Source organism: Kribbella sp. NPDC058693, assembly GCF_042715335.1.
GTDB classification, from domain to species: Bacteria; Actinomycetota; Actinomycetes; order Propionibacteriales; family Kribbellaceae; genus Kribbella; species Kribbella jiaozuonensis.
Map to the genome: position 1 here is coordinate 586,897 of NZ_JBHXSQ010000005.1, position 12,767 is coordinate 599,663.

12 protein-coding genes are annotated in these 12,767 nt (G+C 69.0%); 1 reads left to right on the forward strand and 11 read right to left on the reverse strand.

Annotation, left to right across the window (positions count from 1 at the left end):
* Position 1: 1 nt before the first annotated feature.
* The 8 genes from ACFWUU_RS37080 to ACFWUU_RS37115 form a co-directional block, all read right to left on the reverse strand.
* The gene (locus tag ACFWUU_RS37080) at positions 2 to 949 is read right to left on the reverse strand and encodes a copper transporter (protein ID WP_137259606.1); all 948 of its coding nucleotides are present in this window, start codon (positions 947 to 949) and stop codon (positions 2 to 4) included.
* Positions 946 to 2,127: a putative cytokinetic ring protein SteA gene (gene steA / locus ACFWUU_RS37085; protein ID WP_137259607.1), complete on the reverse strand. Its 1,182-nt coding sequence runs from the start codon at positions 2,125 to 2,127 to the stop codon at positions 946 to 948. The genes ACFWUU_RS37080 and steA overlap by 4 nt, the downstream gene beginning before the upstream one ends.
* Before the next feature lie 97 nt (positions 2,128 to 2,224).
* Entirely contained in the window at positions 2,225 to 3,955 is a 1,731-nt protein-coding gene (recN, locus tag ACFWUU_RS37090; protein WP_380182870.1) for a DNA repair protein RecN, read from the reverse strand.
* A 2-nt stretch (positions 3,956 to 3,957) separates the two neighbouring features.
* The gene (locus ACFWUU_RS37095) at positions 3,958 to 4,884 is read right to left on the reverse strand and encodes an NAD kinase (RefSeq protein ID WP_137259609.1); all 927 of its coding nucleotides are present in this window, start codon (positions 4,882 to 4,884) and stop codon (positions 3,958 to 3,960) included.
* A 9-nt stretch (positions 4,885 to 4,893) separates the two neighbouring features.
* Entirely contained in the window at positions 4,894 to 5,709 is an 816-nt protein-coding gene (locus tag ACFWUU_RS37100; RefSeq protein WP_380182872.1) for a TlyA family RNA methyltransferase, read from the reverse strand.
* Positions 5,710 to 6,117, reverse strand: a complete 408-nt coding sequence (locus ACFWUU_RS37105) for a hypothetical protein (RefSeq protein ID WP_380182874.1) — start codon at positions 6,115 to 6,117, stop codon at positions 5,710 to 5,712.
* A 1-nt stretch (position 6,118) separates the two neighbouring features.
* The gene (locus ACFWUU_RS37110) at positions 6,119 to 6,592 is read right to left on the reverse strand and encodes a phasin family protein (protein ID WP_137259612.1); all 474 of its coding nucleotides are present in this window, start codon (positions 6,590 to 6,592) and stop codon (positions 6,119 to 6,121) included.
* A gap of 66 nt (positions 6,593 to 6,658) precedes the next feature.
* The gene (locus ACFWUU_RS37115) at positions 6,659 to 7,765 is read right to left on the reverse strand and encodes an HAD-IIA family hydrolase (protein WP_380182876.1); all 1,107 of its coding nucleotides are present in this window, start codon (positions 7,763 to 7,765) and stop codon (positions 6,659 to 6,661) included.
* A 45-nt stretch (positions 7,766 to 7,810) separates the two neighbouring features.
* Between ACFWUU_RS37115 and ACFWUU_RS37120 the strand changes: the two genes are divergently transcribed.
* A complete protein-coding gene (locus ACFWUU_RS37120; RefSeq protein WP_380182878.1) occupies positions 7,811 to 8,944 on the forward strand; it encodes a DUF1015 family protein in 1,134 nt (377 codons plus the stop codon).
* A 4-nt stretch (positions 8,945 to 8,948) separates the two neighbouring features.
* On the opposite strand, the gene ACFWUU_RS37125 is transcribed toward ACFWUU_RS37120, so the two are convergent.
* From ACFWUU_RS37125 to ACFWUU_RS37135, 3 genes are read right to left on the reverse strand one after another with little or no spacing between them, the layout of a single operon-like run.
* Entirely contained in the window at positions 8,949 to 9,812 is an 864-nt protein-coding gene (locus tag ACFWUU_RS37125; RefSeq protein ID WP_380182880.1) for a CHAD domain-containing protein, read from the reverse strand.
* Positions 9,813 to 9,816: 4 nt separating this feature from the next.
* A complete protein-coding gene (locus ACFWUU_RS37130) occupies positions 9,817 to 10,785 on the reverse strand; it encodes a hypothetical protein (protein WP_380182882.1) in 969 nt (322 codons plus the stop codon).
* Positions 10,782 to 12,008, reverse strand: a complete 1,227-nt coding sequence (locus ACFWUU_RS37135) for a hypothetical protein (RefSeq protein WP_380182884.1) — start codon at positions 12,006 to 12,008, stop codon at positions 10,782 to 10,784. The genes ACFWUU_RS37130 and ACFWUU_RS37135 overlap by 4 nt, the downstream gene beginning before the upstream one ends.
* Positions 12,009 to 12,767: the final 759 nt, after the last annotated feature.

Consider the following 12,767-nt stretch of genomic DNA (forward strand, 5'->3'; position numbering starts at 1 on the left):
GTCAATTGTCCTTTATCTGTACGGCCGACGGCGCGACGCCGTTCTTCGCGTTGATCGCGCCGTACTGCCCCGCCTTGCCGCCGGCCTGCTCGACCAGCGCGAAGACGATCGTCATCTGGCCGGCGGGGAGATCGGCCACGTCCACCGAGGAAACGATCTTGGTGGCCTCGGAGTCACTCCGCAAGGCCTTGAGCAGTCCGCCGTCGGCCGCAGTGGCCGGCGTACCCCCGACCACGACGCCGCCGCTGCCGATGTCCAGGCCCTTGATGAAGTCGACCGCGTCGTTGTACGTCGAGTTGTCCGGCGTCGGTGTCGGCGGCTTGGCCGCGATCACCACGATCAGGCTGGCCCGCTCCGTGATCTGCGACGGCTTCAGCGACAGCAGCTTCGCGCCGGTCAGCCCGCTGATCACCTTGGTCGAGTCCGCGTCGGCGGTCTTGCCCTCTTCCTTCGCCGCGACCCCGCGGGCCAGCAGCAGCCCGGCCCGCTGGTACGTCGTACTGTCCTTCGGGAAGTCCATGTCCGCGGTGACGAGCTGGTTGACCAGGGACTCGACGAGCTGGCGCTGACCGGGGTCGAACAGCTTGGCGTCCAGCGCGACCTTCGTGTTCACCACGCCGCCGGCCTTCTCCAGCTCGGCCTGGACGCCGTCGCTCAGGTCGCTGTCGGCGTTCGGCATCGTGACGATCGCGATCTTCTTGTTCGCCAGCTTGCCGTGGGTCAGCCCCGCGGTGACCTTGGCGACGTAGTCGTCGCGGTACTTGTCCAGGGCCTTCAGCTGGGTCAGCTCGTCCCGCGCGTCGGCGAGTTGCTGCCGGTCCTTGTCGGCCTGCGCCGCGACGACCTCGCTGGCGGTGCCCTTCAACGGTCCGGCGCCGAGCACCACACCGGCGCCCAGGGCGAAGAAGATCGCCACGATCGAGACGATGTGGTAGCGAAAGTCGATCACGTGAACAGCTCCCGGATCCAATAGACGAAGTCGCTCCAGCGCGCCCGCAGGATCGACCAGAGCACGTCGTCGGCGCCGATCGCGACCAGCGCCATGCCGAGTGCGAACAGGCCGGCCGCGGCGAGCGCGACCACCTGAAGAGTAGAGACCCGGCTTCGGTACAGCCGGCCGACGCCCTTGGCGTCCACCAACTTGGCACCGACCCGCAACCGGGTGATGAACGTGCTCGCCATCCCGGAGCGGCCCTTGTCCAGGAACTCCACCAGCGAGTTGTGGGTGCCGACCGCGACGATCAGCGAGGCGCCCTTGGAGTCGGCCAGCAGCATCGCGACGTCCTCGCTGGTGCCGGTGGCCGGGAACTCGATCGATTCGACGCCGAGGCGTTCCAGCCGTTCGGAGCCGGGCGCGCGACCGTCGCGGTACGCATGCACGACCACCTCGGCGCCGCTCTTCAGCGTCTCGTCCTTGACCGAGTCCATATCGCCGACGATCAGGTCCGGGACGTACCCGTTCTCGACCAGGGCGTCCGCGCCGCCGTCGACACCGATCAGGACCGGCCGGTACTCACGGATGTAGGACTTCAGCGCGACCAGATCCTCGCGGTAGTCGTACCCGCGGACCACGATCAGGACGTGCTTGCCCTCCATCGCCGTGTGGATATGCGGTACGCCGACGCCGTCGAGCAGCAGGTCCTTCTCGCGCCGCAGGTACTCCAGCGTGTTCGCGGTGAACGCCTCGAGCTGGGTCGACAACCCGGCGCGGGCGTCGTCCATCAACTCCGCGACCGACTTGCTGTCCTGGGACATGCCCTTCGCGACGGCTTCGGTCCCGCGGTACAGCGTGCCGTCGTCGAGCCGGACCTGCTCGCCCTCGTGCAGGATCGAGAACACCTCGCGGCCGACCCCGTCGACCAACGGGATACCGGCCTCGACCAGGATCTCCGGGCCCAGGTTCGGGTACCGGCCGCTGATCGAATCGGCGACGTTCACCACGGCGGCGATCTTGCAGTCGACCAGCGCCTCGGCGCTCACCCGGTCCAGATCGACATGGTCGATGACCGCGATATCGCCCGGTTTGAGTCGTTTGGTGAGATTCTTGGTACGTCGATCCAGCCGGACCACTCCGGTGACGCCGGGCAGTTCAGTGGGTCGTGCTCTCCGCAGGCTGGGCAGTTTCATCGCCCTCTCATCCTGCCATGTCAAGAGCCCCCTTCCGGTTCATTTACCCGGGCAGGCCCTCGTTAACGCTTTGAAATAACGATCACTGTGCGTCAAATCATCCTTTGGAACGACTTTTCTTCCTGGGTTTGTGCCGTTCGGCGGCGAGCGCGAGCAGTTCCTCGGCGTGCGCCTGGGCGGCATCGGAGTTCTCCAGGCCGGCCATCATCCGGGACAGTTCCTTCAACCGGGCGTCATCGTCCAGAGCCACCAGACCACTGGTGGTGACCGAGCCGTCGTCGCTCTTCAGCACCACAGCGTGACGGTCCGCGAACGCGGCGACCTGCGGCAGATGGGTGACCACGATCACCTGGGTCCGCTCGGCCAGCCTTGCCAGCCGCTTGCCGACCTCGACCGCGGCCCGGCCGCCGATGCCGGCGTCGATCTCGTCGAACACCAACGTCGGCACGGGATGCGTGTCGGACAGGATCACCTCGAGCGCGAGCATCACCCGCGACAACTCACCACCGGACGCGGCCTTCTGCAACGGGCGTGCCGGGCTGCCCGGGTTCGCCGCGAAGCAGAACTCGACCTCATCGATGCCGAACGGACCTGCCGCGGTCTCGTGCACCTCGACCGACAGCTTCGCGTGTGGCATCGCCAACCCGGTCAGCTCTTCGGACACTGCGACGCCGAGTCGTTGCGACGCTTCGATCCGCGCTTCCCGCATCTGCTTGCCGAGATCGGCAAGCTTCGCGTCCAGCTCAGCCAGCTCCGCGGTCAGTTGCTCGACCCGCTCGTCGCTGCCGTCAAGATCGGCGAGTCTGGCCGCGGACCGTTTCGTCCACTCCAGTACTTCGTCCACCGTGCCTTGCTCAGCGCCGTACTTGCGCACGAGTCCATGCAGCAAGGACCGTCGCTCGCTGACCACAGCCAGCCGCGCCGGGTCGGTGTCGACATCCGCGGCGTACGACGAAAGCTCCTGCGCGAGATCGGCCGCGAGATATCCGAGCTCGCCCGCGCGGTCGGCCAGCTCGGCCAGCTTCGCGTCGTGATCCCGCTCGCCGTCGAGTACCTGCTTCGCCAACGCAAGCAGGCCGAGTACGTCGTTCGGCCGGGTGGAATCCAGGTCCTCGGATGCCAGCGCATCGCCGGCGGAGGTCGCCGCAGTACGCAGACCGTCGGCGTACGCGAGGCGCTCTTCCTCGGCAGCAAGCTCAGTGTCCTCGCCGGACAACGGCTCGGCCTTGGCGATCTCGTCCAGACCGAAGCGCAGCAGGTCGGCCTCGGCGAGGCGATCGCGCTCGCGGGTGGTCAGTTCGGTCAGCTCGGCCTCGACCTCGCGGTGCCTCTTGTAGGCGCCGGAGTACTCCTGCAGCGGAACGAGAACCGCCTTACCTGCAAAGGTATCCAGCGTTTCGCGCTGCCGTGCCGGCTGCAGCAAGCGCCACTGATCAGCCTGTCCGTGGATCGCGACCAGGTCGCCGGACACCTCACCCAGCACGGACACCGGCACCGACGCGCCGCCGAGGAACGCCCGCGAGCGACCCTCGGCCGAGAGCTCACGCGCGATCAGCAACTCGTCGTCGTCCAGCTCGCCACCACGGTCCTCGGCCTGCTGCACGATCGACCGCGGTACGGCGCTGGCGCGGCCCTCGACCCGCGCCCGGCGGGTCCCGTGCCGCACCAGGCCACTGTCCGCGCGGCCGCCGAGCAGCATGTTCACGCCGGTCACAACCATCGTCTTACCGGCACCGGTCTCACCCGTGACGGCGGTGAATCCGGGGTCGAGGTCCAGCGTCGCGTCCTCGATCACGCCCAGCCCGGTGATGCGGATCTCTGACAGCATGGCTAGTTTCCGTTTCCGTTGCGTTTGCGCTCGGCGGCCCCACGCCAGCCGAGCACCGGGAGGTCGAACTTCGCCACCAGTCGGTCGGTGAACGGCGCCTCGTGCGCGCGCGCCAGCCGGACCGGTGTCGTGCCTCGCCGTACCGTGATCTCGGCGCCGGGTGGCACCTCGACCATCCGGCGGCCGTCGCACCACAGCACTCCGCGCCCGTTCCAGGACGGGACCAGCTCGATCGACAGCCGCGACGTCGGCGCCACCACGATCGGCCGCGAGAACAACGCGTGCGCGCTCAGCGGGACCATCAGGATCGCCTCGACCTCCGGCCAGACGATCGGACCGCCGGCGGAGAACGCGTACGCCGTACTGCCGGTCGGGGTCGCGACAACGACACCGTCGCAGCCCCAGCGGGACAGCGGGCGGTCGTCGACCTCGACCAGAACCTCGAGCATCTTCTCGCGAGCGGCCTTCTCGACGCTCGCCTCGTTCAGCGCCCAGGTCTCGAAGATCAGGTCGTCGTCATGCCGCACGTCGACGGCCAGCGTCATCCGCTCCTCGACCGTGTAGCTGCGGTCGACGACCACCTGGACGATCCGCTCCAGATCGTCGACCTCGGCCTCGGCCAGGAACCCGACGTGGCCCAGGTTCACCCCGAGCACCGGCGTACCGTGCGGGCGGGCCAGCTCGGCGCCACGCAGGATCGAGCCGTCGCCGCCGAGCACCATGATCAGCTCGACGTCGTTGGCCGCCTTCTCCGGGTCGTCGACGATCTCGACCGGGTCCAGCTTGAGCGCCTCGGCCTCGCCGCCGAGCAGCCGGACCAGCAGCCCGGCATCGGTCAGCAACCGATGCGCCTCGCGGGCGACCTCCACCGCCTGCTCCCGGCCGGTGTGCGTCACCAGCAGCACGCGCCGCGGCTCGTGCTCAGCCACCCTGCCTCCTTATTGCGGTCCGCGCTCGATAGCGGTCAGCAGCATCGTCTCATCGAGAACCGGCGCTTCCCGGCGTATCCACAGGAAGTATTCGACATTTCCTGACGGACCAGGCAGTGGGCTGGCCGCCACCCCTTCGATTCCCCACCCCAGGTCGTGAGCCTTCGCTGCCACCGAGCGTACGGCGTCCGCCCGCAACTCCGGGTCACGGACCACGCCGCCCTTGCCGAGCCGCTCCTTGCCGACCTCGAACTGCGGCTTCACCATCAGCACCAGCTCGCCGTCCGGCTTGACCACGCCGATCAGCGCGGGCAGCACGAGCGTGAGGCTGATGAAACTCAGATCGCTGACGACCAGATCAACCGGCTCACCACCGATGTCCTCCAGCGTCAACGTCCGGACATTGGTCCGGTCCATCACGGTGACCCGGTCGTCGGTCTGCAACGCCCACACCAACTGGCCGTATCCGACGTCGACAGCGATCACCTGCGCAGCCTCATTGCGCAGCAGTACGTCGGTGAAGCCGCCCGTCGACGCACCGGCATCGAGAGCACGACGGCCTTTGACCTGGACTGCCGGGAACGCCTCGAGCGCGCCGATCAGCTTGTGCGCGCCGCGGCTCGCATAGCCGGGGTCTTCGTGCTCAGAGGTGTCGACGACGATCGGTGCGTCCGAGCCGACCCCGGTCGCGGGCTTGCCGGCCACAGTGCCCGACACCTTCACCTTGCCGGCCGCGATCAGCTCGCTCGCATGCTCACGCGAGCGCGCCAGGCCACGTCGTACCAGCTCGGCGTCGAGTCGCGAACGCTTGGCTGCCTTGGCCACTCAGCTCCGGTCGCCCTGCTCGGCGTCCGCCTCCACCAAGGCACTCTGCAGTCGCTCGTGCAGATCGGCGTACACCTCGCCGTGGTCGCTCACCGGCCGGTCCCGCAGCTCGTCGAGCCGGGCCATGGTCTCCTCGACCAGCGGATGACCACCTTCGCTCGGATCCTCGGCCGACTCGGCTTCAAAGGAGTGCTCGTACTCTTCGCCCGGCGGACGGGCGAACTCCGGCCCGAACTCGACCGCGGCAGGATCGACGTGCTCGGCGGATTCCACGTGCTCGGCCGCGTCCTGGGCGCCGGGCTCGGTGTCGTAGTCCGGGTGGGCCGGGGTCTCTTCAGCCGGGTCGAAACCGGGCTCGACGTCGGGGTCGACGTCCGGCGGGAACTGCTCGCCAGGATGCTCGGTCACGTCAGGCCTTCTTCGCCGTCTTCTTGGCCGCCTTCTTCGCCGCGGCCTTCTTCGCGAGCGGCACGGCCTTCTTGGCCGGCACCTTCTTCGCGGCCTTCTTGGCGGCCGCCTTCTTGGTCAGCACCGGCGCGTCCCCGATCAGCGGGTCGGGAACCGGCCCGGCGGCATGTGCCTCGGCCAGCTCGGTCTCCAGCGCCTTCACCCGGCGGGTCAGCGCCGCGACCTCCTCTGAACGAACGAACCCGAGCCGCGCGACCGCGCCCTCGACCTCGTTCGCCACGATCGCCTGCAGCAGCTGACGATTGCTCTTGCTGGTGGCAACGATCTCGTCGGCCAGGTCGCTCACCTTGGTGGTCAGCGCGTCCGCCCCGGTCTGCTGCAGCAACGCTTTCGCAGCCGCCTGGGCCTTCTGTTTGGTGACCTCGGTCAACCCGCTCGCCAGCTGTACGTAGCCACGTACTGCGTCCATCACCATGACTGCCTCCTCGCATCGTTCCCAGCAACGGTATCGCCTCGGACCTGGGATACCAGCCAGCAGCACCTACTTGTCGAGGCCGACGCGGTGCAGCGCGGCGTCGATCGCGATCGAATCGGGCGTCGGAGCAGGCTTCGGGCGGGGACGACGCGTGCGGCCGGCGGCCTTCGCGGGCTTGGCCTGCTCGGTCGGCGCGTCGACGGCGGTCCAGACCGCGGAGAGGATCGCGCGCAGACCGTCGTACGGCTTGCCCTCGCCCTTGACCGCGACCGCATTGTTGACGATCTCGGCGGTCCAGCCTTCACACGAATGCTTGCCACCGTCGACAGTCACGCCCGGCTGCTTCTCGGCCAGCGCGCTGAGACCCGCGGCGACGTACGTCGGGCGCTGGTTCTTCGGCGCCCGCGCCAGGTCGTACGGGTCGTTGACGCCGGTCGCGACCCACAGACTCGCGATGCCTACCGCGTTCGCGCCCTGGATGTCGGAGTCCAACCGGTCCCCGATCATCAACGGCTGCTTGGCTTTGAGCCGTTCGATGCTCGTCTCCAGCAGCGGCGGCTCGGGCTTGCCGGCGACGACCGGATCGACGTCGACCGCGGCCCGGACCGCCTGCACGAGCGTCCCGTTACCGGGCGCCTTCCCGGCCGCTGTGGGGATCGTCAGGTCCAGGTTGGTCGCGAACCACTTCGCGCCCTCGTTGATCGCGTGCGCGCCGTCCGCGAGCATCACCCAGTTCACGTCCGGGTGGAAACCTTGTACGACGGCCACCGGGTTCGCGTCGCTGCTGCGGACCGGCGTCAGGCCGTACTCCTCGAGCGCGACGATCAGCCCCTCGCCGCCGACCACGAGGACCGGCGAGCCCTTGGGGTACTCGCTCGCGATCAGCTTCGCGGCCGCCTGCGCGGAGGTCACCACGTCGTCGGCGATCACATCCAGCCCGAACGATGCGAGGTGCTCGGCAACGACCCGGGCCGGCCGGCTCGCGTTGTTGGTGATGTACCCGATCCGCATGCCTTCCTTGGCAGCTTTCCGCAGGTTCTCCGGGGCGTCCGGGACCGGGTCGGGGCCGACGTACACGACGCCGTCGAGGTCGAGCAGCGCCACGTCGTACCGGCTCGCGAGCGGTACGTCACACGCCGACAGCGGAACAGGCGCTTCACGTTCCGTGTTCATGCTGGAAACCGTACGATGCCGCGCATGCCGGATTCGAGGAGGAGCGTGCTGAGACTCGATCCACTGCGTGCCTGGCGGTTCGTCGCCGGCAAGGTGAGCGCGCTCGGCGCGGTCACGTCACCGCCGTACGACGTGCTGGAACCCGCCATCGTCCGGCGGCTGACTGACTCTGATCTGCACAACATGGTGAGGCTCATCCTTCCACGCGATCCGGAGCTCGGCCCCGGCCGGTACGACGAACCCGCACAGCGGCTCGCGCGCTGGCAGCGGGACGGTGTGGTGATACAGGACGGGCGGCCCGCGCTGTACGTGTACGAACAGCGGCTGGGGAACGCCGTACTGTGCGGACTGGTCGGCTCGTTGCGGCTGGATCCGGCGCGGACGGTGGTGCTGCCGCACGAGGAAGTCATGCCGCACTGGGTCGACGACCGGCTCCGGTTGATGGAGGCTACGGACGCGGACCTGGAGCCGATCCTGCTCGCGTACGCCGGCGGCAGCGTGGCCAGCGATGCCGTGGACGCGGCGCGCTCCGGGGAGCCGTGGGTGGAGGCTGAGACGTACAACGGCGCCGAGCACCGCATCTGGCGGATCGACGATCCAGAGACCCTCGAGGCGATCGCTGCGGAGTTGGCCAAGCACGAGGCTGTCATCGCGGACGGGCACCACCGGTACGCGGCATACCTGGAGAGACAGCTGCGGGAGCCTTACCGGCCGGGCGCAGAGGTCGGTCTGGCGATGCTGGTCGACTACATCCGCCATCCGCTCACGCTGGACCCGATCCATCGCGTCGTACCTGGTCTGGATCTGGAGACTGTGCGGACACACACGCCGACCGGCTGGCAGATGCAGCCTGGTCGGGTGGAAGGCGATCCGGACCGCATCTCGATCACGGACGGCACCAGTTGGCTGACGCTCCACTCCGATGTGGATACGCCAACGGTCGCGCTGCTGCATGAGGTGCTGTTGCCAGCCTGGGGTGTCGTGGAGGAGGACATCAGCTTCCACCACACGCTCGCTGACGCACTGGCGTTGGCTGGGCCTCAGCAGGCGGCTGTAGAGCTCGCAGCACCCCGGATGGACCAGGTACTGCGTTCCGCGGCCCAGGGCGTCGTACTGCCGCAGAAGGCCACGTCGTTCGGGCCGAAGCCGCGGGTGGGGCTGCTGTTCCGGATGCTGTGAGGTTTCAGGGCCGGTGGTAGAGGCTGAGGAACTGCTCCCGGAGGGGCTTGCGGGCGGCGCGGTGGCGTTCGGTGAGCCGTCCGAGGGTGAAGGACAGCTCCGGGTCGTCCTGAGCCGCCGCGTCCGCAGCCATGCCGGTCAGCGCGTCCGCTGCGGCGCAGTGGTCCTGGTGCTGACCCAGTAGCTCCTGGTACGTCGCTGCTTGGGCGGCGGTGGCTTTTGCTTCCTCACCGAGTACGGCGGCGCTGGTGTCGGCGGCGTACCGCACGCGCTTCGCCAGCAGGCGGACCTCGTGCCAGTGGTCGTCGGCGCTCCAGGGCTTCAGCTTGTGGGCTTCCTGGGTGAACTTCGCGGTGGCCGACTCGAGGAGCTCGGGTAGGACCTCGCCACATGGCCTGCCTGCGTTGGGATTCAGATCCGGGCCTGCTGCGATCGACTCGATGGTGGTGAGCAGGTCCTTGGTGGTCTCGCCCAGCACTACCTCGGCGGAGCGCGCGGAGGCACGGTCGAGTCCGAGGGTGAGTGCGGTGAGGATCGTGTCGACGTGTTCTTCGTTGTCCTCGCTGGTGGTGTTCTCGCGGACGAGGGTGGCGATCACTTCCAGATCGCGCGCCTCACCACAGGCCTGGGCGAGCGCGGCCAGGTCGGCCCGGAGCTCGGGCGCCCAGTCGCCGGCCAGGAGTTTGCGGAACAGCTTGAGGTCACTGCGCAACCGCCGGCAGGAGACGCGCACCTGATGGATGGCGTCGTCCTCCCCCGCCGACACCATCCCGACCGACTTCTCGAGCCGGCGCGCTCCCTTCGCGAGAGCCACGCCGACAAGCACGCCGACCGGGCTCTCAGCCACTACCAAGTCCCGGTCAACCACGTCTCTACTCCTCAGCGCCCTTGGGCTCGCCGCCGGCCGAGTCCTTCACGTCCTCAGCCACGTCGTCGAACTCGTCGACCCCGTCCTCATCCAGCTCGTCGCTCGCTTCAGCGGCGGCATCCTCAGCCTCGTCAGCCGCATCCTCAGCTTCATCAGCCTCGTCCGCAACCTCATCGGCTTCGTCTTCGGACTCGTCGTCCGCGTCACCTTGTGCGGCGTCGTCAGCGTCGCCTTCTGCGGCGTCTTCAGGTTCGTCGAGGTCGGCTTCGTCCGCCAGGTCCTCGTCTTCCTCGACCTCGTCCTCTTCCTCGAAGTACTCGTCGTCGAGAACAGTGTCGTCTTCGTCGAGGTCGGTGAACTCGAGCCCTTCCAGCTCAGCAGCACGCTCGGCGGCGCCGGTCAGACCGTCACCGTCGACGCCGGCCGCGCGGTGGAACCACACGAGAGCCTCGTCCGTACGACCGGCCTCCGCCAGCGCATCGGCGTACGCGTACCGCAGTCGCGGCAGCCACTCGGCCCGCGTCCGCTTGGTCAGCTCCGGCACCTCGAGCGTCTGGATCGCCGCCGCGGTCTGTCCCATGTCACGCCGCGCACCGGCCGCCACGATCAGCAGCTCCATCTGCGTCGGCTCCGACAGGTCGTGAACGTGCTTGTCCTTGGTCAGCGCCAACGCCTTGTCCGGCCGACCGAGCGCCCGCTCACAGTCAGCCATCATCGCGATGACCTCGTGGTTACCCGTCATCCGCCGTACGGCCCGGAATTCGGTCAGCGCCTCGTCGTAGTGCTCAGCCAGGTACGCCGTGATCGCCACAGCCTCACGCACTCCACCAAGCCGCGACGCCAGCCGCCGCGCGACCCGCGCATGCTGGTACGCCAGCTCCGGGTCGTCGTCGAGGAACCGCCCCGACGCCACCAGGTGCTGCGCGACCAGATCCGCCAAGGTCCGCGGCAACGACCGCAGCTCAGCCTTCACACCACGATCAAGCTCGCCACCGGTGATCCCTTCCGGAATCTTCGGGTCGTCCCGCCGAGGACCGGCCTTCTCCTCACGATCCTCCCGCCGAGGCCCGCCCCGACGCTCATCGCGCCCCGCCGGCCCGCGCCGCTCGTCCCGACCACGCCCGCGAGAATCCCCGACAGGCCCACGCCCCCGCGAATCCCCACCACGCTCATCCCGCCGGAACCCACCACGCGAGTCGCCACCGCGGTCGTCGCGGTTGTACCCGCCACGCGAGTCACCAGCCCGCTCATCGCGGTTGTACCCACCACGCGAGTCACCGGCCCGCTCATCCCGCCGAGCCCCACCCGCTCGACCACGATCGCCGCCAGAGCGGTCATCCCGGTTGTAGCCGGAGCGTGCATCGCCCGCCCGCTCGTCCCGCCGGTACCCACCGCGCGAGTCACCACGGTTGTCGCCCGACCGCTCGTCCCGCCGGAAGCCACCACGCGAGTCCCCACCGCGGTCGTCGCGGTTATACCCACCACGCGAGTCGCCCCCGCGGTCGTCGCGGCTGTACCCACTGCGGTCGTCGCCGGAGCGCTCATCTCGCCGGGCACCGCCCGGGCGGTCGTCCCGCCGGAAGGCTCCACGCTCTCCGCGCGCCGGCCCGCCACCACGTGCCGCACCAGGACCCCGCCCACGCGAGTCCCCGCCACGCTCGTCACGCCGGAACCCACCACGCGAGTCACCAGCCTGCTCATCTCGCCGGTAGCCACCACGATCGCCACCCGACCGGTCATCACGGTTGTATCCACCGCGCTGATCACCCGACCGCGCATCCCCGCGATACCCACCGCGCTCACCACCGGCCCGCTCATCACGCCGGTATCCACCACGGTCATCGCCAGAACGCTCATCGCGCCGGTAGCCACCGCGGTCGCCGCCGGAGCGGTCGTCACGCCTGTATCCGCCGCCGGCTCCGCCACGGTCATCCCGCGAACCACCACGGCCACCGCGGTCGCCGCCGGAGCGGTCATCACGCCTGTATCCACCGCCGGCTCCGCCACGCTCATCCCGCGAACCACCACGGCCACCGCGGTCATCCCGCGAGTACGAGCTACGCCCGTCACCACCGCGATCATCCCGCCGCGGCCCGCCACGGTCATCACGCGCGTTTGCACCGCGGCCACCGGACCGGTCATCACGCCGATCGTCGCCACGGTCATCGCGCCGGAACCCACCAGGCCTGTCCCCACGCCCAGCCCCGCGACCACCCTCGCCGCTCAGCTGGCCACGGAACGGATCACGCTGGCCCTTGTCATCCCCACGCGATCCGACGTACCCACGCCTGTTCTCGGCAGAGCCCTCATCCCGATACGACGAGCTGCCACCCGAACGCGGCCCACCGGACCGTCCGCCCGAACCACCCGAACGCCCACCGGCAAAACCACCCGGACGACTAGGCGCCCCGCCAGAACGACCGCCGGCACCGCCGCGACCGCCTCCGGAACCCGCACGCCCGCCACCGCCACCCGAGCTCGCGCGACCCGCGCCAGAGCCCGTGCCGCCACCGCTGTAGCTGGAACGCCCGGCACCAGAGCCAGACCGACCACCGCCGGAACCCGACCGCCCAGCCCCAGAGCTCGAGCGACCGCCGGACTCAGGACGTCCACCTCCACTGCGGCCGGAACGGCCGGCGCCTCCGGAGGAACCGCGGCGGTCCCCTGAACCGGAGCGAGGATTGCGAGGTGGCGTAGCCACGGTGGACTCCTAACGAAGCTGAAGAGCAGTAATCGGACAAACGTTACCGCGTCCGCAGCGGGGGTGAGGCCCCGGCCGCCAGTCAGACACCCGACGGCAGCACAAGGCACGAGAACAACCAGGAAAACTGGTCATACATATGTTAAGGGCCACCCCTAGTGGGGTGGCCCTTAACAGTGTGAATGTCCGGCGGCGTCCTACTCTCCCACGACCTCCCGGTCGCAGTACCATCGGCGCTGGCGGGCTTAACTTCC

Excerpts from the sequence above, each read along its gene's own strand:
- recN (WP_380182870.1), bottom strand. The coding sequence starts at position 3,955 with ATGCTGTCAGAGATCCGCATCACCGGGCTGGGCGTGATCGAGGACGCG.
- ACFWUU_RS37115 (WP_380182876.1), bottom strand. The coding sequence starts at position 7,765 with ATGAACACGGAACGTGAAGCGCCTGTTCCGCTGTCGGCGTGTGACGTA.
- steA (WP_137259607.1), bottom strand. The coding sequence starts at position 2,127 with ATGAAACTGCCCAGCCTGCGGAGAGCACGACCCACTGAACTGCCCGGC.
- ACFWUU_RS37110 (WP_137259612.1), bottom strand. The coding sequence starts at position 6,592 with ATGGTGATGGACGCAGTACGTGGCTACGTACAGCTGGCGAGCGGGTTG.